A 19,368-nucleotide genomic window follows, 5' to 3' on the forward strand; every position below is an offset into this window, starting at 1 on the left:
ATTTTGGAAGATATGCCGAAATATAAACAACCAGGATTTGTGACGAAGCCAGTTTCTGGTACGTTTCGCTCTCTATTATTTCGACGGGTAAATATTTAGTGATAGTAAAACGCTCGGTTTCCACGAGCCTGGCCCGCGCCTTTTTTTATATTATTTTGCTATCGCTGCTTTCTACAGGCATTGCGATGCTTACCCTTGCGAGCAGTTTACGTGATGCCGAAGCGGTGAATGTCGCAGGGTCATTGCGTATGCAAAGCTATCGCCTGGGTTATGATTTGCAGGGCGACCGTGCCCATATCGATAAGCACCTTGAGCAATACAGCCAATCATTACTCTCACCTGCCCTGCTTAAAATCGAGAAATTCTGGGTGCCAGCGGAAGTCCGAACTCGCTTTGCCACAATTAATTACGCCTGGGCGGAGATGGAACAACACATCCGCCAGGGCGATTTGCAATGGTATCGGGCAAACATCGCAGGCTACGTCGAGCAAATCGATCTCTTTGTGCTGGCGCTTCAGCATTATGCTGAACGCAAAATGATGCAGGTTGTTATCGCCTCGGTGGTGGGTTTTATTGCCATTTTCACGCTGGTGTTTTTCACGTTACGCCGCTTCCGCCAGCAGGTGGTGGCTCCACTCAATAAACTGATGGAAGCCAGCCGCGCTATAGAGCGCGGTGAATTCGATTACCCGCTATTGAGTATGCAGTTGCCGAACGAACTGGGTTTGCTGTCACAGACCTTCACTCGCATGTCCGGTGAGTTGAAGAAACTTTATCGCTCACTTGAAGAGAGCGTGCAGGAAAAAACGCTGGATTTACAAGAGGCCAACCGCACACTGGAAGTCTTGTACGCCTGCTCGCAAGCACTGACGGTCAGTACCATCGATCAACACTGTTTCGAGCGCGTGTTGCAGCAAGTAAGACAGAAAACGCAGGTCAATTATCTTGAGATGAAAACCGGTGAAAACTGGAAGATACAAAACGGCGTTCAACATAATGATCAGGCATGGCAAACCTTGCCGATTGTGCTTGAGGATAAAGAACTGGGTCTGCTCCGTTGGCAAGCCCCACAAGGTGTTCCACCGCTGCCGCTGATGCAAAGCCTGGCCAATATGCTGGGGCGCGGGCTCTATTTCAATCAGGCGCAAAAGCACTATCAGCAGCTATTGTTGATGGAAGAGCGCGCGACCATTGCCCGCGAACTGCATGATTCGCTGGCGCAAGTGCTCTCCTATTTACGCATTCAACTCACCTTGCTAAAACGTGCAGTTCCGGCCCAGAACCAGCCTGCACAGCACATTATTAATGATTTTTCCCAGGCATTGAATGATGCCTATCGCCAGTTACGCGAGTTGTTAGCCACCTTCCGCCTGACGCTCCAGCAAGCAGACTTACCTTCAGCATTGCAGGAAATGATCGCTCCGCTGCGCAAGCAGACCGACGCAACTCTCACTCTGGATTGTAATATTCCGACTCAAGCGTTAGATGCCTCGCAGCAGGTGCATTTACTGCAAATTATTCGCGAAGCTGTGTTAAATGCGATTAAACATGCGCATGCCACTAAAATATCCGTAAGCTGTAGCACTTCACGCTCAGGAATTCATACTGTGAATATACTCGATGACGGTACTGGGATTGCCAGCCTGACCGAACCCGAGGGACATTACGGACTTAACATCATGCAGGAACGTGCCACCCGTTTAGGTGGTGAGCTGGCTATTTCCCGCCCTCCTCAGGGTGGGACTTTGATTGCGTTGAGTTTTAGATCGCCACCGGCAGAACAAGCGACGCACGAAACATCCAGAAATTTATAATGATAAAAATGTGAAACATATTGGGGTATATGATGAGTGAGAAAACTGTCTGTCAGGTGTTGATCGTTGATGATCATCCGTTAATGCGTCGTGGCATCCGCCAGTTGCTGGAAATGGATGACAGCTTTCGCGTGGTGGGTGAAGCCAGCAGCGGTGCTGAGGCTATTAGTCTGGCGAATCGCCTGGCTCCCGATCTGATTTTGCTCGACCTCAATATGAAAGGTTTGAGTGGGTTGGACACGCTCAATGCGATGCGTCGTGATGGTGTCAGTGGGCGTATCGTGGTGCTGACGGTATCTGATTCACGTAGCGATATTTTCACGCTGATTGATGCCGGTGCCGATGGATATTTGCTGAAAGATAGCGATCCCGACGTGCTGCTCGAAGATATTCGTCGTGGAGCCACTGAGGGCGAAGCCTATAGCAAACAAGTCGCGGAATATTTACGTACCCGCAGTTTCGAAAAATACAGTGAAGATCCGTTTGCCGTGTTGACCGAACGTGAATTAGACGTGTTACAAGAAGTCGCCAGAGGGTTATCAAATAAACAAATTGCTTCAGGCCTGCATATTTCTGAAGAAACCGTGAAAGTGCATATTCGCAATTTGCTGCGTAAACTTCAGGTTCGTTCCCGAGTCGCAGCAACCGTCTTATATCTTGAACGTCGTGGCTTTTAACATCGCCAACAGCAAACCGATTCCACTACAGAGCGCGAAGATTTTTTACAATATCTCCTCAATTTCTCCACGTTTGGACCTGCGGTAAAGGCTACAGTGACGACTGAGACTCATAATCACAATCTGAAGTACTAACGAGGTCCTGACTGAATGGCGAATTTCTTTATCAATCGCCCCATTTTTGCGTGGGTATTAGCCATTATTTTGTGCCTCACTGGTTTGCTCGCGATTTTCTCTCTTCCTGTCGAACAGTATCCAGACCTCGCACCGCCAAACGTGCGTATCACCGCAAACTATCCAGGTGCATCGGCACAAACGCTGGAAAACACGGTTACGCAGGTGATTGAGCAGAATATGACCGGGCTGGATAACCTGATGTATATGTCGTCACAAAGCAGCGCCACCGGCCAGGCTAGTGTGACACTGACATTTATTGCAGGAACCGATCCTGACGAAGCCGTGCAACAGGTGCAAAACCAGCTGCAATCCGCCTTGCGTAAGCTTCCGCAAGCGGTGCAAACCCAGGGCGTAACCGTCAGGAAAACCGGCGATACCAATATTTTGACGCTCGCTTTCGTTTCTACTGACCACAGTATGGATAAGCAGGACATTGCCGATTACGTCGCCAGTAATATTCAGGAACCGCTGAGCCGTGTGAACGGTGTCGGCGATATCGACGCCTTTGGTTCGCAGTTCTCAATGCGCATCTGGCTCGATCCGAACAAACTCACTAGTTACCAAATGACCGCCAAAGACGTGACGGACGCCATTTCCTCCCAAAATGCGCAGATCGCCGTTGGGCAATTGGGCGGCACGCCATCGGTCGATAAACAGGCATTAAACGCCACCATTAATTCGCAATCCCTGTTACAAACTCCAGAGCAGTTTCGCGATATTACGCTACGGGTGAACCAGGACGGCTCCGTTGTCACCCTCGGTCAGGTGGCCACGGTGGAATTGGGGGGAGAGAACTACAACTACATCAACCGCTACAATCGCGACCCGGCATCCGGCCTTGGCATCAAGCTGGCTTCCGGCGCGAATGAAATGGCGACGGCGGAAAGAGTTCTCTCTCGCCTCGACGAACTGGCCCCCTATTTCCCCCACGGGCTGGAATATAAAATTGCCAATGAAACCACCTCTTTTGTTAAGGCCTCCATTACCGATGTAGTCAAAACATTGCTGGAAGCCATCGCGTTGGTTTTCCTTGTCATGTATTTGTTTTTACAAAACTTCCGCGCAACACTCATTCCCACGATTGCCGTTCCTGTGGTCCTGATGGGAACGTTCGCGATTCTCTATGCCTTTGGCTACAGCATTAATACGTTGACCATGTTTGCTATGGTGCTGGCGATAGGTTTGCTGGTGGATGACGCTATCGTGGTGGTGGAAAACGTCGAGCGCATCATGACCGAGGAAGGGTTATCGCCCAAAGAAGCGACCCGAAAATCAATGGGCCAGATTCAGGGCGCACTGGTAGGCATCGCGATGGTGCTTTCAGCCGTATTTGTGCCCATGGCCTTTTTCGGTGGCACTACCGGAGCTATTTACCGCCAGTTTTCCATCACGATTGTTGCCTCCATGGTGCTGTCAGTGCTGGTGGCGCTGATCCTCACCCCAGCGCTGTGTGCAACATTATTAAAACCGCTGCACAAAGGTGAACAGCACGGACAAAAGGGCTTTTTCGGCTGGTTTAACCGTATGTTTAACCGCAATGCCTTGAGATACGAAAATGCCGTTGGCCGGATTTTGCACCGCAGTCTGCGCTGGATCCTGGTTTATGTTCTGCTGCTGGGGGGCATGGTAGTGCTGTTTTTACATCTGCCCACTTCATTTTTACCGCAGGAAGACCGCGGAATGTTTACCACCTCGGTTCAGCTTCCAAGCGGTGCGACCCAGCAACAAACGCTACAGGTTGTAGAGCAAGTGGAAGATTACTTTTTCAGCCATGAGCAGGAAAATATTCTCTCCATCTTCGCCACCGTAGGCTCCGGTCCAGGGGGGAATGGTCAGAACGTCGCACGTATGTTTATTCGTCTGAAAAACTGGGACGATCGCGATGCTAAAACCGGCACTTCATTTGCCATTATCGAGCGAGCCACCAAAGCATTTAACCGCATTAAAGAAGCACGAGTCTTCGCCAGCAGCCCGCCTGCTATCAACGGTTTAGGTAGTTCGGCAGGTTTTGATATGGAATTGCAAGATCACGGTGGTGTCGGTCACGACGTGCTAATGGCCGCCAGGGATCAGCTTTTGGACCTGGCGGGGAAAGACGATCGCCTCACTCGAGTGCGCCACAATGGCCTTGATGACAGCCCACAGTTGCAAGTCGATATTGACCAGCGCAAAGCTCAGGCATTGGGTGTCTCCATCGACGATATCAACGACACCCTGCAAACAGCATGGGGTTCGAGTTATGTGAATGACTTTATGGACAGGGGTCGCGTGAAGAAGGTGTATGTGCAGGCGGAAGCGAAATACCGCATGCTGCCGGAAGACATTAACCAGTGGTATGTGCGCAACAAAGACGGCGGAATGGTGCCTTTCTCGGCGTTTGCCAGTTCACATTGGGAAACCGGTTCGCCACGTCTTGAGCGCTACAACGGCTATTCAGCATTAGAAATTGTCGGCGAAGCAGCACCAGGCGTCAGCACCGGTACAGCAATGGATATTATGGAAAACCTGGTGCACCAGTTACCTGGCGGGTTGGGTCTTGAGTGGACAGCGATGTCCTATCAGGAACGCCTCTCCGGTGCGCAAGCGCCAGCGTTATACGCCATTTCCCTGTTAGTGGTTTTCCTGTGTCTGGCTGCACTTTATGAAAGCTGGTCTGTGCCGTTCTCGGTGATGCTGGTTGTGCCATTAGGGGTAATCGGTGCGTTACTTGCCACCTGGATGCGTGGGCTGGAAAATGACGTCTACTTCCAGGTCGGCCTGCTGACAGTCATTGGGCTATCAGCGAAGAACGCCATATTAATCGTCGAATTTGCCAATGAAATGAATCAGAAGGGTCAGGATTTGCTGTCGGCTACGCTGTATGCCTGCCGCCAACGTTTACGCCCAATATTAATGACTTCTCTGGCATTTATCTTTGGCGTGTTGCCGATGGCCACCAGCAGTGGCGCAGGCTCCGGTAGCCAGCATGCGGTGGGGACAGGCGTGATGGGCGGGATGATTTCTGCCACGATACTGGCGATATTCTTCGTTCCCCTGTTCTTTGTGCTGGTGCGGCGGCGCTTCCCGCTTAAAGAGCATGCTGAAAAGTAGTCCACAAAAAAGCGACCTGAACAGGTCGCTTTTTGTATGGCTCAAAGTGTATTGAGAATAAGAGCATCATGCTCTTGCTGTTAGTTTCATTTACGAAGCATATCTTCGATGAAATCTTTCCAGTTCCCTAGTTCGTGTTCGATCATAACCGCCTCTCTTATAACTGCTCTAATTATACGTAATCCCTTCCATGGAGTGAAGCGACGATACTTAGTGGCTTCACTGGCTATCATCAAATATTGAGAGTCGACTGCGTATTGCGTTAATTATCAGCTCAGCAGGTAATTTAAAATGTGACGACGAACTTGAAACAAAATGATTCACCAACTTTCGGATTTTTACCCTGTAGGCCACGAAAAATCTGACTTATCGCAGCGTTCAAAGGCTCCGAGTTTATGTAACATCTAATGGCTATAAATTAACCACCCCGGTAAAAAGAAACGCTATTACCTAACTTTTAGATTAGCTATTAGGCTATATTTTGCCTTGCGACTTTTTTATCATTTTAATTATTCTAATTACCTGCATAAATAATCACCTCTAAAGATAAGGATTGACTCCGTGATAATTCTCTACGGTATTAAAAACTGCGACACCATCAAGAAAGCACGCCGCTGGCTGGAGACTCAAGGTGTGGATTATCAATTTCATGATTATCGCGTCGACGGGCTGGATGCGGATTTATTGAATAGTTTCATCGCGCAGTTAGGCTGGGAAGCGCTGTTAAATACCCGAGGAACAACATGGCGGAAACTCGATGAAGCCCATCGGGCGAGCATAACTGACGCGCAGAGCGCAGCGGATCTGATGATTTCAATGCCTGCAATCATCAAACGCCCATTGCTCTACGCGCCCGGTCAGCCTATGCTGCTGGGTTTCAATGAATCGAACTATCAGCAGTTTATCAACGAGGTGTAGTCCTATGTCTTGCCCAGTTATTGAGCTGACGCAACAGCTTATCCGCCGTCCTTCCCTGAGCCCAGACGACGCTGGCTGCCAGGCGCTGATGATTGAGCGACTGCGTGCTATCGGTTTTACTATCGAGCACATGGATTTTGGCGATACACAAAATTTCTGGGCATGGCGAGGAAAAGGCGAAACGCTCGCGTTTGCTGGCCATACCGACGTGGTACCTTCAGGTGACGCCGATCGCTGGATTAACCCGCCGTTTGAACCGACTATCCGCGATGGTCTGCTGTTTGGCCGTGGTGCGGCTGATATGAAAGGTTCGCTGGCAGCCATGGTGGTTGCGGCAGAGCGTTTTGTTGCACAGAACCCGCGCCACAAAGGCCGCCTCGCGTTTCTGATTACTTCAGATGAAGAAGCCAGCGCCAAAAATGGCACGGTGAAAGTGGTTGAAACCTTGATGGCGCGTAATGAGCGCCTCGATTATTGCCTGGTCGGAGAACCGTCCAGCACTGAAGTGGTCGGCGATGTGGTGAAAAATGGTCGTCGCGGCTCATTGACCTGCAATCTCACCGTACATGGTGTGCAGGGGCATGTTGCTTATCCGCATCTGGCTGATAACCCAGTTCACCGCGCAGCACCGATGCTGAACGAATTAGTCACTATTGAGTGGGACAAAGGAAACGAGTTTTTCCCGGCCACCAGTATGCAGATTGCCAACGTTCAGGCCGGAACCGGCAGCAACAATGTCATTCCTGGCGATTTGTACGTGCAATTCAACTTCCGTTTCAGCACCGAACTGACTGACGAAGATATCAAACAGCGCGTGATTGCCCTGCTGGATAAATATCAACTGCGCTATACCCTCGACTGGTGGCTTTCCGGCCAGCCGTTCCTGACCTCACGCGGCAAGTTGGTCGATGCGGTAGTGAATGCAGTTGAGCACTATAATGAAATTAGACCGCAACTGTTGACCACGGGCGGCACGTCAGATGGACGCTTTATCGCGCGTATGGGTGCGCAGGTGGTGGAGCTTGGGCCAGTCAACGCGACCATTCATAAAATTAATGAGTGTGTGAACGCCGCAGACCTGCAACTGCTTGCCCGTATGTATCAACGTATTATGGAGCAGCTTGTCGCCTGACAGACTGCGCAACTTAAGTGAGGTATTGGCATGGAATGGCTATCACACTACTGGTGGATTATCGTACTGGTATTTCTACTCGGTATTTTCCTGAATGTTATTAAGGATCTGAAGCGTATCGATCCGAAAAAATATATGGAGAATAAACCCGAGCTTCCCCCGCATCGTGACTTCAACGACAAGTGGGATGACGAAGACGACTTCCCGAAGAAAAAACCTTAGTTGATTATGTGGCCCTCAAGGGCCACAGTTTTATGAGCAGGATAGTTGCCCACTTTCCTGAATTACTGCTTCACCAAAAGCATCGAACATCTGTCTTTGTGCCGAATGAAAAGGACGAAGCCGGCCATTGATGGGAAGTAACTCAGTCTGCGCAAAGAGCCTTAACGCACCAGAATCGTCAAGTAATTTACTCATTTCAAACTCAAGTTCCTTCAGCCAGACGCTTCTCCAGTTGACCAAAACAGGCGCATTGAGATTCAATTTATCTATGGTCGTCTGAGCTTGTTCTTTTTCTGGGGCTGATAAATTAATCTTCGGTATTACTTTGCCTGTCGATTCATAGTGAAAGTAGCGGCTACAATCAACCTGCAAAGGGCTGATAAACAGATTGTCATCATACCACTTCAGTTTGGCATGACCGCCGAAGACATCTTCTTTAACCAGTTTTCGGTTTTTTGAATCATCTATTCCTGAAACGATCAAGTTAGTGTGATCAAACGTTCTTTGCGGATTTTTACTTTTAGGTTCGACATGCTCTAAATGCATGCCAATCTCCTGACCACGGGCTAACGCCTCAGCGGATAAATCCACCTCGCTATAACCACAAAGATAATATTGCTCTCCCAGGCAACGACTTTTTGTCTCTTGCTTTTTCCAACTCCGAAAATGCCCCCAAGCCCTGGCCGCCTCTTCCTCCGTCTGCGGTGGGGATTCATGCTTTCTGACTAAAGAACTTGCGGCGGGACCTTTAATGATATGTCTCATCCCAGAGCTTTCCTCCGACGCATAACCATTGCAATACGGACCAACTCAGGATGGTCTGCCCCCAGAGTTTTGCTCAGTTTATCTTTCAACTCGTCAATTTCTGAGGACTGACTATTGAGATCGCCCTGTTCTACTAACTGGCGATAATGATCGAGTTCTTCTGTTTCAGGCATTGTAGGCATAGGATCGACATGCATCACACCTTGCAAAACATCTGCATTGCTTCGCCCATAGCTTTCAGCACGAGGCTCAGCAGCGACCAATTCGGCTGCAATATTTTCGCCAATAATTCGAATGTTTTCTTTACTCACGGTCGAAAGCACCTGTGGGCTGTGGGTTGTGACAATAAATTGAACGTTTGGAAATGTTGTGCGTAAACCAGATATTATTTTTTGTTGCCAGGCAGGGTGTAAATGCATATCAACTTCGTCAATAAACACTATCCCGCTGGTTTTACGCGGTGCATCTTGCCCAAAGTGTGGGTTCAATTTGACACAACGCCATGCAAGATCGGCTACCAACGAAACCACTGCCCGCACACCGTCACTTAATAAACTAACGGGTAACAAGCCATGCTCGTAGTGAGACATGACTAACTCTTCATGAGTCAAACTGTAATGAAAATGGTCCCACTGCTCATTTTCCAGCATATCGTTTACAGCCTGCTCTATGCCTTGTACCTGATCGCGCAAATTAGAATTCTTATAACTTTCAGGCTTCTGATCTTGCTGTAACACAGCCTGGGTTGCTTTCGCCATCCATTGCTGGAGTTGTTTATAACTAGAACCAGCGGACAAACAGTCTTCATATCCCATGCTGCGACTTTCGCCGATCACTGATTTTCGCGACATATTTTTATGAACATTCCACAGTCTACCCGTACCGTAATAAGCAACTACGGGGAACATAACTGCAATTTCATCGAGAATCTGTAGACCTTTTGCATACCCTGCCAGAGATGCAGCATCTTTCACCGTAGTGCGCGACTTTGGTCCCATTAATTGACGAAGAATACTAATTTTATTGTGGAATGGGGGAGAGAAGGTCGCAGCGATACTGGCCGGATAAATTGTCTCCTGGAGACTTAATTCGTCTATCCACTGTTTGCGGACATCGCTTTGTTCAATACCTCTTGCGATCCCAAATTCAAACCCACTAACAAAAGTCCCAAGAGCAATAGCACCAGCATCAAGAATGCTGGTTTTTCCTCGACCATTTTTTGCAACGATTACGGTTAACTCATCATGTAGCTCAACATCAAGGGCTTTAAAACGCCGAAAATTTGAGAGGCCCAATTTTTTAATTTTCATCTATCATGGCTCCTGAAACCCACTGGTAATGAGTTCAAACCTTACCGGTATTAAGTACGGTAAAATGGCTATTCCTTCGAATCATAAAAATTTATCACAAACAAATAGCTACATAAACTCAGCTGATAAAATGCCACGCTTTTGGCGTAGCATAATAAGATGACGTATTAACCTCCAGACTCAAAGGAACTCAACAATATCGTCGTCGTTCGGTTTACCGCCGCTCAGCGCTTCATCGAAATAATGCTTCGGCACGGTATAACGCAGATGGTCCAGCGCAATCTGAATGCTGCGGTCATCAATGGCGTGGCCTAAATTGTCAATCACATCCAGCGTCACATCGCCTCCAAGTTCCGTTAACTTTTCCGAGGCGTCAAAGGCATGTTTCACATCAATCACCCCGTCAATATCACCATGAATCAAATGAATGGTGGTTGAGGTTGATGCGCTTTCAGGAAGCGTTGCATAGCGACCATTAAAAGCAACTACGCGAGAAGCGAGGTACGGCTCGGCTTTCACGCCTTCAAGCGCCATGATAGCCCCTTGCGAGAAACCAATCAGCGCAGTGGCATTTGCCGCGACACCGCTGTGTCTCAGCCAGTCACGCACCACTTCGATAAACGTTGGCATGATGGCATCAACCCTTGCCTGGCGGTTTTCTTCCGTCACTCCCGCAACGGAAAACCATTCCCGACCTTGATACGGGCCACTGGGTGCCGGGCCGCCAATGCTGACCACCAGCGCATCAGGAAAATGTGGTGCAAACCAGCCGCCAATTTCACCCATGGCAACAGGATTATCGCCAACACCATGAAATAACAACATCAGTTGCTTAGCCGGAGTGGCAGGGCTTTGGACTACAAAATGGTCATGTTGCATGGTGTTCTCCTTAAGTTTCTGGAGTTGACTATACGCCGACGAATCGTGATGACCATGCCATTTGACTGAACGACTTAGTGGAAAAATTGCAATTGCAAAAGCGCGCTTTTCAGCGCAATGCACTGTTGCTCATCGAGTTTTTCCAGCGCCTTTTGCACTTCCTGACGCATGACGTTCAACAGCGCTTTGCGCCCGGATATGCGCCATTGTTGGCAGAGCATTTCTACACTCAGGTGTTGCTGGATGCGGCCACGCAATGCATTCATTGGCATATCACTAGTGAGTAATAAGCGATTCAGGGAACCCAGACAGGCTTCCTGCGGGCGATGCCCAAACGCAAAACCTGCCAACTCCAGCCAGTCATCACTGTTTAGCGTAGCCTCTTCACAGCCAATCACGGGTAATGGATGGTCAATCCACGGCTGTAACCAGGCAATATCGCGCTGTAATCGGTGCTGTTCGTGGTGAGTGAGTGCTTCCCCTTGTGGTGTAAGCGGTAACAACGCCATCGCGTTATAGCACCCGCTGCTGGCCTCACGATGGCTGCCCACGCGCACCAGCACGAAGCCACAACTTTCCCAAAAGCGCCAAAGCTCGTCGGTAAAACCAAAACTGACTGAAAGGTAATCTGCGGCCTGCTGCGCGTGAGCTTTCACTCTGGCAATCATTTGTTGGCCGATTTGCTGGCGCTGGCGCAAGGGATGCACCGCAATGCGGCTGACGCGCAAGCCTTTAAACGTGGCCGCTAATGGGCTACCGCCGTGAGCCGCCAGCGATTGTGCAACCAGATTCCCACGCGGGCGCCGGAAGCCAGCCCATACAGCACGGCTCAGGTTCTCACTCAGCCCGCCCTCTTCCACCAGCCAGCTGGCACCTATGGTTTCTTCACCGCAGTTGGCGGCAATGAAATGCTGCCCTGGCGCATCCAGCATCCGCCGCCAGTCCAGTGGTGAAGTGCGATAGTGCGCACCTGACAGTAAGCGATACATAAGTTGTAGTTGAAGCGAGGGTTGTGCTTCACGATTGTGTTCAATGAGTTGCAGGGAAATCGTGCCCTGTGCAACGGTGCTGACATCTACCTCATCAAACAGCAAAACCGTATCGATGAATTTTTCCAACGGGTCGTTAATAGCCCAGCGAATAGGGGTCGACAGGGTATAGCGCGTTAACGTGTCGAGGCTTGCGCAAAATTTGAGGATAAAGCCTCTTCCGGTTCCTTCGTAACCCTGAACCGTGGTGGTCAGCAACACACGAGGAAAATGGGAGATTAACTGGCGTAATTGAGGAGCCGGAATAGCGGCCGCCTCATCAATGATTAGCCAGTCGGCCTTAAAGGCCTCACTATTGGTGAGCAGCGCGTCTGGTGCCACAAAATTAAAACAATCACCGGCATGTTCAGCGAGCACATCCGTTGCCGCTTTGGCGGGCGCTGTCACCAGCCCCGTACCGGTAATCCTGCGCAGTAACATACCCGCAAGAGCGGATTTTCCACGCCCCCTCGGCGCGGTTACCACCGCAACCCCTCCAGGCATATCCAGCAATGTATCCAGAATAGCCGCCTGCTCATCGAAAGGCGCACCATTAGCCATATGCCACTGTGGACGTGGGGGAAACTCAGAGAGTTTTAGCGGCTGATGCTGCTGCCAGAGCACGCATTCATTGTCGGCTTGAATACAGTGTTGCAGATGAGAGATAAAGTGCGGCGTGGGAATGGCTTCAGATTGCTCACTCCAGCGGGTCGAATCGGAATCGGGACGTAGCGGCCAACTGTTCCACGCGGGCGCAAGCAGTACTAACCAGCTTCCCGCTTTGAGTGTACCGGCCAGGGCTGCGAGCGCTTCGGCATCCAGCCCGTTTCGCGCGTCAAATACTGCGTGCTGAAACTCTCGCCCCAGCAACGTGCGCAGCGCGGTGGTGGCGCAGTGAAGTGGCAGCTCAGGCGCAGCTCCTACCCACAACCAGTCTCCTGGCAGTTGCCGGACGAGAGACTGGACTTGTTGGCTGCTCCACGTGCTTTCACCGGCCAGTATCAACATGCGACGAATACCCGCATCTACCATACGGGTGGTGGCTTGCCGAAGCTGTTCCATAGCTTGAATCCTTGTCACATCTTGTTATTTGACAGTGTTGCCAAAGGTATTGCACTGGGTAGGGTCACCGCTATCGAAACCGCGTTTAAACCAAGTGTAACGCTGCTCGGAAGTACCATGGGTGAAGCTATCTGGCACTACACGCCCCTGCCCTTGTTGTTGCAGGCGGTCATCGCCAATGGCTTCTGCGGCATTCAATGCTTCCTGTAAATCTCCGGCATCCAGCACTTCTTGTTTCTGCATGCTGTTACCCCAGACACCCGCGAAGCAGTCTGCCTGTAATTCCATTTTTACCGACAGACGATTTCCTTCAGCCTGGCTCGCCCCCTGCTGGAGCTGACGAACTTTCGGTTCAATGCCGAGCAATTTCTGAACGTGATGCCCCACTTCATGAGCAATGACATAGCCCTGAGCGAAATCACCATCTGCGCCCAGTTTGTTTTTCATTTCATCGTAGAAAGACAGATCGATATACACCGTGCTGTCTGCCGGGCAGTAAAATGGCCCCATGATTGACTGACCAGTGCCGCACCCGGTACGTGTCGCGCCACGGTACATCACCAGTTTTGGTTGCTGATACGTCCGCCCCATCTTCTGGAAAATTTGCCCCCAGGTATCTTCCGTGGTTGCCAGAATCACCGAGGTAAATTTGGCAGCTTCATCATCATTAGGGCTGATTGAACGCTGTGTAGATTGCTGTTGAACGGGTTGTCCGCCAGACAACAGTGAAGTCAGGTCAACGCCGTAATAACTCGCGACCACGACCACGATGAGAATGACAATACCGCCTTTACCGCCAGGTAAACGGAACCCGCCACCTCCACCGCCAAAGTTTGGACCTGAAGATTGACCTCTCCTGTCTTCTACATTGTCGCTTTCGCGACGACCTTGCCAGCGCATAATAGACCTCAATATTCACATCTTGTAATCAGTAGATCGTAGGTGGTTAATAGCAGGATTACCATAGGAAACAAGATGTGAAAAAGCCGAATGTGAAAACACATTCGGCTTTAAAAATAATTATGCAGGAAATTAGTCTAATTTAACGCCAAGACGATGAGCCACTTCTTCGTAAGCTTCAATCAAACCACCGAGGCTCTGGCGGAAGCGGTCTTTGTCCATTTTGTCGAGCGTTTGTTTGTCCCACAGGCGGCTACCGTCCGGGGAAAACTCATCACCCAATACGACCTCACCTTTGAATAAACCAAACTCCAGCTTGAAATCGACCAGGATCAGGCCTGCGTCATCAAACAACTTGCTCAGCACGTCGTTAGCTTTGTAGCTCAGCTCACGCATACGCGCCAGGTTCTCTTTGTTCACCCAACCAAACGTTTCGCAATAAGATTCGTTGACCATCGGGTCGTGCATCTCATCGTTTTTCAGGAACAAATCAAACAAGGGTGGATTCAGTTCAATGCCTTCTTCAATACCCAGGCGTTTAACCAATGAACCCGCAGCACGGTTGCGGATAACGCACTCAACCGGCACCATATCGAGCTTCTTCACCAGTATTTCGTTGTCGGAGAGCAGTGCTTCCATTTGCGTAGGAATGCCAGCTTCTTCCAGTTTGGCCATAATGAAATGGTTAAACTTGTTGTTCACCATGCCCTTACGGTCGAACTGTTCGATGCGGGCACCGTCCCCTGCTGACGTATCATTGCGGAATTCGAGCACCAACAGATCCGGGTTTTCCGTGCTGTATACGGTCTTCGCTTTGCCACGATACAACTCAGCTTGCTTTTGCATCTTTCTTACTCCAGGTGTGATTTAACTAAAAATTTCGTTATCCATCGCTACGCACACGTTTGCGTAGCCTGGCAGAAAAAAGGCCAGATTGCTCTGGCCTCTAAAAGTTACTTGCTGAATGCTGCCTGGAATACAGCGACCAGAGCATCGTTCTGGGACTGCGTCAGCGTGTGACCTTTTGGATCGATGAACTGCAGACTGCTGCGGTTATCGAGGTCGCCCACTTGCAGTTTATAGTCGCCACTGGACAGACCTGGGTCTTTCGCCCCTAAATCTTGCCATGCGCTATCAGACAATGGTTTGTAGGTCACCGCCACGCTACCGGTTGAACGCGTAGCATCGGTGACTTTCATGCCGACTTTCTCAAGCGTTGCAGGTAAACGGCCCCAAACAACGTTGTACGGAGCACGCACTACCAGCATTGGTAAGCCAGTGTCGTCAGCGGCACTTTGCACATCAAGTTGCGTCGCTGCACGGTTGTCTTTCGCGTTCTGCTGGTCAGTCTGGGTTTTATCCAGGCCTGCGCTAATGCTGTTCAACATTTCTGCGCTGTAACGCTGCAGGGATGCAGCGTCAGAAACTGGCTTGCCAGCCTGTTCCAGATTCAGCAGTTTAACCACCACAGCTTGTTGATAGCCCTGCGGTTTCACACTGATCTGGTAGCGCCCACGGTACTGTTGATCTTCATCAGCACGGTTCCATTCTACCCACTCAGTGGACAGAGTCTGGCTCGCGTCATCACGTTTATCAATGCCGTAGTTTTTTGCCTGAAGAACACTGACAACTTGCGGCCACAGCGTTGCGCTACGCGCACTTTCAACCATCAGCGTGGCGGTATCCCCAGTAAACTGAGTGCGCGCGCCACTGACTAATGCCAGAGGTTGAGCTGGCGGACGAATATCCAGCTCTTTGCCTACTGCGCCGCTGCCGTTGGTGACCGGAACATTATATTCACCGTTCTGCACCGGCAGGATCATCCCCGCCGGAGAATGGATTTCCGCAAGTGGTGCTGCATCTAAGTAGGCTTCGTCACCGCTAACCTGGCGCTTATAACGCTGGTCGGTGCTGCATGCTGCCAACAGCATGGCTAACGAAACCACTGCAACTTTCGCCACCATCGACTTCTGTACTGAGTGAGCCATCAAATCTCCCTAAACTTTACAGCAAACCGGCATGCTTGAGCGCGCTAATAATCACCGGACGACTGGCTTCAGTCAGCGGTGTCATTGGCAGGCGTAAGGTATCGGTTGCCACAAGTCCCAACTCCCGACATGCCCATTTGACTGGGATAGGGTTGGGTTCAACAAATAATTTATTGTGCAGCGGCATCAAACGTTCGTTGATAACGCGCGCTTGCGCATATTGCCCATTGGCGGCCAGTTTACACACTTCTGCCATTTCACGCGCGGCTACGTTTGCCGTCACAGAAATCACACCGTGGCCACCTAATTGCATGAAGTCCAGTGCACTAGCATCGTCGCCGCTAACCAGGATGAAGTCATCTTCAACCAGCTCTTTGATCTGATTTACTCGAGTTAAGTTCCCGGTAGCTTCTTTGATACCGATAATATTTTTGATTTGCGCCAGGCGGCCTACTGTTTCAGGCAGCATGTCACAACCGGTACGAGAAGGAACATTGTACAGCATCTGCGGCAGGTCGGTGCTTTCAGCAATCGCTTTGAAGTGCTGGAACAGTCCTTCCTGAGTTGGACGGTTGTAGTAAGGCGTTACCGTCAGGCAACCGACGATCCCGCTATTTTCAAAACGCTGAGTCAGGGAGATAGCTTCAGAGGTGGCGTTTGCGCCAGTCCCTGCGATAACCGGAATACGGCCAGCGGCCAGCTCCAGCGTCATCAGAACCACATCACCGTGCTCTTCATGGCTCAACGTAGCAGACTCTCCGGTGGTCCCCACCGAGACAATCGCCGCAGTCCCGCTGGCAACATGGTAATCAATCAGTTTTTTCAGGCTTGACCGGCAGACATTACCTTTCTCATCCATCGGCGTCACAAGCGCGACAATACTTCCAGTGAACATTGGCCATCCTCTGTGCTAACAAGTGTCTCAATGGTACGTTTGGTGCAGGATCAAAAGCAAGTCACCAGGTGACGCTACACGGTTGTACGCAGGTTTTTTTTATGCTTTCCTTATGATATCTCACCGATTCACAGGAAGAATACGTTTGACTCCCTCACCACACCATTATTTGGTCATTACGGCCCTTGGGGCGGATAGACCTGGTATTGTTAATACCATCACCCGCCATGTGAGCAGTTGCGGCTGTAATATTGAAGACAGTCGCCTGGCTATGCTCGGTGAAGAGTTCACGTTTATTATGCTGCTGTCAGGCAGTTGGAATGCGATTACCCTGATTGAATCGACTCTCCCCCTGAAGGGCGCAGAGTTGGATTTGCTGATTGTCATGAAGCGTACCGCCGCGCAAGAACGCCCAGCAATGCCAGCGACAGTCTGGGTACAGGTGGAAGTCACTGATTCCCCTCATTTAATCGAACGCTTCACCAATCTGTTTGATATTCACCATATGAATATTGCCGAACTGAGTTCTCGTACCCAACCGACTCAAGATGGCCAACCAGCACAGCTTTATATTCAGATTACTGCGCATAGTCCCGCCTCAGAAGATGCGAGCCGGATCGAAGATGAGTTCAAGGCCCTCTGTACAGAACTCAAAGCACAGGGCAGTATTAACGTTGTGAATTATCCACAGCAAGATGATTAAGACGGAGAGTTGTAATGAGCCCACTGAAAGCCGGTGATATCGCACCGAAATTTAGCTTACCCGATCAAGACGGTGAGCAAATAAATTTAACCGACTTCCAGGGACAGCGCGTTCTGGTTTATTTCTATCCTAAAGCAATGACGCCAGGCTGTACCGTGCAAGCATGCGGGTTGCGCGACAACATGGACGAGTTGAAAAAGAAGGGTGTAGAAGTGCTGGGTATTAGCACCGACAAACCAGAAAAACTGTCACGTTTTGCCGAAAAAGAGTTACTTAACTTCACCCTGCTTTCTGATGAAGACCATCAAGTCTGCGAACAATTTGGGGTGTGGGGCGAGAAATCGTTTATGGGTAAAACTTACGACGGCATCCATCGTATTAGCTTCCTGCTTGATGGCGAAGGGAAAGTCGAGAAAGTGTTTGATGATTTTAAAACCAGTAACCATCACGATATTGTGGTGAACTGGCTGAAAGAAAACGCTTAATTAGCGCATCACCCGATTAAAGACAAACGTCTTCGTAGGTCGGATAAGCGCAGCGTCATCCGACACCACTGGCGTAAATGGTGGATGACGCTAACGCTTATCCACCCTACAAAACACATTTATCACCCTTTGCCAGCAATCTGAAAGCCGACTTAACGTCGGCTTTTTACTGTCTCTAATTTGGCTTGTCGTCGATAAGCAGAGTATCTGGCCAGGCATGCACCACCGCTTTAATCAGCGTGGCAAGTGGGATAGCAAAGAACACCCCCCAGAACCCCCACAGTCCACCAAAAATCACCACCGACAGAATAATGACCAACGGGTGCAGGTTAACAGCCTCGGAAAATAGCACCGGCACCAGCAAGTTTCCATCCAGTGCCTGAATGATTAAGTAGACGGCAAACAGCGTCCAGAACTCAGTGCCAAGGCCAAACTGGAATAAAGCGACACACACTACCGGAATAGTCACGACAAATGCGCCAATGTAGGGAATCAGCACCGAGAACCCGACCAGTACCGCCAGCAGCAACGAGTAATTCAGGCCAAACACCACAAAGCCAATGTACGTCACCACACCCACAACCAGCATTTCCAGCACTTTACCGCGGATATAGTTGGTAATTTGTTGGTTCATCTCCAGCCACACCTGCCCCGCAAGCCCACGATTTCGGGGTAACACGCGGCGCACAGCATTCAGCATCTGCTCTTTATCTTTGACCAGGAAGAACACCATTAGCGGGACGAGTACCAGATAAATAGCTAGCGTTAGCAGGCCAACTAAAGAGGCAAGCGAATACTTCACCACCTGATCGCCCATGCCTATCATGCGCCCACGCATATTTTCCGCCATCGCATCAATGATGCCCGCGTCCATCAGCGCCGGATAACGCTTCGGCAGCGTTGCGGCATAATCAGAGAGTTTATTCAGCATCCCCGGCATGTCACGAATCAAGTAGATACCCTGTTGCCAGGCGACGGGAGCCACCACTAAGACTAATAACAACAAAATACCAACAAATAACACCAGAACAATTGTCGTCGCCCAGGTACGGGAACACCCGACATGCTGAAGACGCGCAGTGGGCCACTCCAGCAAATAAGCCAACACAATCGCCATCAATAACGGCGCTAACAGCCCATGGAAGAAGAAAAGAATAACAAATCCTGCAACCAGAATGACCAGCAGTGCGATAGCCTCGGGGTCGCTAAACCGCCGTCTATACCACTGCAACAACATTTCGAGCATACATCCCTTCCCTGACAGCATTGTGCGAGGATCGATTGTATCTAAATGTCACAATAAAGACTTCGCTTTTTATCGCT

General features: G+C 50.1%; 18 protein-coding genes. 8 read left to right on the forward strand and 10 right to left on the reverse strand.

Going from position 1 to position 19,368, the window contains the following annotated elements:
- Window positions 1-98: 98 nt before the first annotated feature.
- The 3 genes from narQ (at window position 99) to acrD (ending at window position 5,758) form a co-directional block, all read left to right on the forward strand.
- Complete coding sequence (gene narQ / locus MES37_RS02665) at window positions 99-1,814, forward strand: nitrate/nitrite two-component system sensor histidine kinase NarQ (RefSeq protein ID WP_237930051.1); 1,716 nt, start codon at window positions 99-101, stop codon at window positions 1,812-1,814.
- A gap of 32 nt (window positions 1,815-1,846) precedes the next feature.
- Window positions 1,847-2,491: a nitrate/nitrite response regulator protein NarP gene (narP, locus tag MES37_RS02670; RefSeq protein WP_064544536.1), complete on the forward strand. Its 645-nt coding sequence runs from the start codon at window positions 1,847-1,849 to the stop codon at window positions 2,489-2,491.
- Between the two features lie 150 nt (window positions 2,492-2,641).
- Window positions 2,642-5,758 carry a multidrug efflux RND transporter permease AcrD gene (gene acrD / locus MES37_RS02675; protein WP_064544534.1) on the forward strand — a complete coding sequence of 1,039 codons (3,117 nt, stop codon included), beginning with the start codon at window positions 2,642-2,644 and terminating at the stop codon, window positions 5,756-5,758.
- A gap of 86 nt (window positions 5,759-5,844) precedes the next feature.
- Here acrD and ypfM read toward each other — a convergent pair whose 3' ends face one another.
- The gene (gene ypfM / locus MES37_RS02680) at window positions 5,845-5,904 is read right to left on the reverse strand and encodes a protein YpfM (protein WP_087867655.1); all 60 of its coding nucleotides are present in this window, start codon (window positions 5,902-5,904) and stop codon (window positions 5,845-5,847) included.
- A gap of 415 nt (window positions 5,905-6,319) precedes the next feature.
- Here ypfM and MES37_RS02685 point away from each other — a divergent pair, with 415 nt between their 5' ends.
- The 3 genes from MES37_RS02685 to MES37_RS02695 are packed head-to-tail and all read left to right on the forward strand — an operon-like array spanning window position 6,320 to window position 8,030.
- Window positions 6,320-6,676, forward strand: a complete 357-nt coding sequence (locus MES37_RS02685) for an ArsC family reductase (RefSeq protein WP_064544531.1) — start codon at window positions 6,320-6,322, stop codon at window positions 6,674-6,676.
- Between the two features lie 4 nt (window positions 6,677-6,680).
- The gene (dapE, locus tag MES37_RS02690; protein ID WP_064544529.1) at window positions 6,681-7,808 is read left to right on the forward strand and encodes a succinyl-diaminopimelate desuccinylase; all 1,128 of its coding nucleotides are present in this window, start codon (window positions 6,681-6,683) and stop codon (window positions 7,806-7,808) included.
- A gap of 30 nt (window positions 7,809-7,838) precedes the next feature.
- Window positions 7,839-8,030, forward strand: coding sequence for a YpfN family protein (locus tag MES37_RS02695; RefSeq protein WP_064544527.1), 192 nt, complete (start codon window positions 7,839-7,841; stop codon window positions 8,028-8,030).
- A 30-nt stretch (window positions 8,031-8,060) separates the two neighbouring features.
- Here the strand turns inward: MES37_RS02695 and MES37_RS02700 are convergent, their stop codons facing one another.
- From MES37_RS02700 to dapA, 8 genes are all read right to left on the reverse strand, one after another.
- Entirely contained in the window at window positions 8,061-8,795 is a 735-nt protein-coding gene (locus MES37_RS02700; RefSeq protein ID WP_237930052.1) for a retron system putative HNH endonuclease, read from the reverse strand.
- On the reverse strand, window positions 8,792-10,105 hold the full coding sequence (locus MES37_RS02705; protein ID WP_237930053.1) for an AAA family ATPase: 1,314 nt from the start codon (window positions 10,103-10,105) through the stop codon (window positions 8,792-8,794). The genes MES37_RS02700 and MES37_RS02705 overlap by 4 nt, the downstream gene beginning before the upstream one ends.
- 180 nt (window positions 10,106-10,285) lie before the next feature.
- Window positions 10,286-10,984, reverse strand: a complete 699-nt coding sequence (gene ypfH, locus MES37_RS02710; RefSeq protein WP_237930054.1) for an esterase — start codon at window positions 10,982-10,984, stop codon at window positions 10,286-10,288.
- A gap of 74 nt (window positions 10,985-11,058) precedes the next feature.
- Window positions 11,059-13,074: a tRNA(Met) cytidine acetyltransferase TmcA gene (locus MES37_RS02715; RefSeq protein ID WP_232886280.1), complete on the reverse strand. Its 2,016-nt coding sequence runs from the start codon at window positions 13,072-13,074 to the stop codon at window positions 11,059-11,061.
- Between the two features lie 24 nt (window positions 13,075-13,098).
- On the reverse strand, window positions 13,099-13,974 hold the full coding sequence (ypfJ, locus tag MES37_RS02720; protein WP_064544520.1) for a KPN_02809 family neutral zinc metallopeptidase: 876 nt from the start codon (window positions 13,972-13,974) through the stop codon (window positions 13,099-13,101).
- 132 nt (window positions 13,975-14,106) lie between these two features.
- Window positions 14,107-14,820 carry a phosphoribosylaminoimidazolesuccinocarboxamide synthase gene (purC, locus tag MES37_RS02725; protein ID WP_064544519.1) on the reverse strand — a complete coding sequence of 238 codons (714 nt, stop codon included), beginning with the start codon at window positions 14,818-14,820 and terminating at the stop codon, window positions 14,107-14,109.
- 107 nt (window positions 14,821-14,927) lie between these two features.
- Window positions 14,928-15,962 carry an outer membrane protein assembly factor BamC gene (bamC, locus tag MES37_RS02730; RefSeq protein WP_064544517.1) on the reverse strand — a complete coding sequence of 345 codons (1,035 nt, stop codon included), beginning with the start codon at window positions 15,960-15,962 and terminating at the stop codon, window positions 14,928-14,930.
- Window positions 15,963-15,978: 16 nt separating this feature from the next.
- Window positions 15,979-16,857: a 4-hydroxy-tetrahydrodipicolinate synthase gene (gene dapA / locus MES37_RS02735; protein WP_064544515.1), complete on the reverse strand. Its 879-nt coding sequence runs from the start codon at window positions 16,855-16,857 to the stop codon at window positions 15,979-15,981.
- A gap of 145 nt (window positions 16,858-17,002) precedes the next feature.
- Between dapA and MES37_RS02740 the strand changes: the two genes are divergently transcribed.
- Together MES37_RS02740 and bcp are read left to right on the forward strand one after the other, a co-directional pair.
- Complete coding sequence (locus tag MES37_RS02740) at window positions 17,003-17,560, forward strand: glycine cleavage system transcriptional repressor (protein WP_064544513.1); 558 nt, start codon at window positions 17,003-17,005, stop codon at window positions 17,558-17,560.
- A 14-nt stretch (window positions 17,561-17,574) separates the two neighbouring features.
- Window positions 17,575-18,045: a thioredoxin-dependent thiol peroxidase gene (gene bcp / locus MES37_RS02745; RefSeq protein WP_064544511.1), complete on the forward strand. Its 471-nt coding sequence runs from the start codon at window positions 17,575-17,577 to the stop codon at window positions 18,043-18,045.
- 175 nt (window positions 18,046-18,220) lie between these two features.
- Here bcp and MES37_RS02750 read toward each other — a convergent pair whose 3' ends face one another.
- Window positions 18,221-19,291, reverse strand: coding sequence for an AI-2E family transporter (locus MES37_RS02750; protein WP_133522009.1), 1,071 nt, complete (start codon window positions 19,289-19,291; stop codon window positions 18,221-18,223).
- Between the last annotated feature and the right edge of the window lie 77 nt (window positions 19,292-19,368).

It is taken from the genome of Buttiauxella sp. S19-1, assembly GCF_022134725.1.
In the GTDB taxonomy this organism is placed as follows: Bacteria; Pseudomonadota; Gammaproteobacteria; order Enterobacterales; family Enterobacteriaceae; genus Buttiauxella; species Buttiauxella ferragutiae.

Bases quoted from the DNA above. Each gene is read 5' to 3' on its own strand.
- MES37_RS02700 (WP_237930052.1), bottom strand. From the start codon at position 8,795: ATGAGACATATCATTAAAGGTCCCGCCGCAAGTTCTTTAGTCAGAAAG.
- ypfJ (WP_064544520.1), bottom strand. From the start codon at position 13,974: ATGCGCTGGCAAGGTCGTCGCGAAAGCGACAATGTAGAAGACAGGAGA.
- MES37_RS02695 (WP_064544527.1), top strand. From the start codon at position 7,839: ATGGAATGGCTATCACACTACTGGTGGATTATCGTACTGGTATTTCTA.
- dapA (WP_064544515.1), bottom strand. From the start codon at position 16,857: ATGTTCACTGGAAGTATTGTCGCGCTTGTGACGCCGATGGATGAGAAA.
- bcp (WP_064544511.1), top strand. From the start codon at position 17,575: ATGAGCCCACTGAAAGCCGGTGATATCGCACCGAAATTTAGCTTACCC.
- ypfH (WP_237930054.1), bottom strand. From the start codon at position 10,984: ATGCAACATGACCATTTTGTAGTCCAAAGCCCTGCCACTCCGGCTAAG.
- bamC (WP_064544517.1), bottom strand. From the start codon at position 15,962: ATGGCTCACTCAGTACAGAAGTCGATGGTGGCGAAAGTTGCAGTGGTT.
- acrD (WP_064544534.1), top strand. From the start codon at position 2,642: ATGGCGAATTTCTTTATCAATCGCCCCATTTTTGCGTGGGTATTAGCC.
- dapE (WP_064544529.1), top strand. From the start codon at position 6,681: ATGTCTTGCCCAGTTATTGAGCTGACGCAACAGCTTATCCGCCGTCCT.
- MES37_RS02705 (WP_237930053.1), bottom strand. From the start codon at position 10,105: ATGAAAATTAAAAAATTGGGCCTCTCAAATTTTCGGCGTTTTAAAGCC.
- MES37_RS02715 (WP_232886280.1), bottom strand. From the start codon at position 13,074: ATGGAACAGCTTCGGCAAGCCACCACCCGTATGGTAGATGCGGGTATT.
- narP (WP_064544536.1), top strand. From the start codon at position 1,847: ATGAGTGAGAAAACTGTCTGTCAGGTGTTGATCGTTGATGATCATCCG.
- purC (WP_064544519.1), bottom strand. From the start codon at position 14,820: ATGCAAAAGCAAGCTGAGTTGTATCGTGGCAAAGCGAAGACCGTATAC.
- MES37_RS02750 (WP_133522009.1), bottom strand. From the start codon at position 19,291: ATGCTCGAAATGTTGTTGCAGTGGTATAGACGGCGGTTTAGCGACCCC.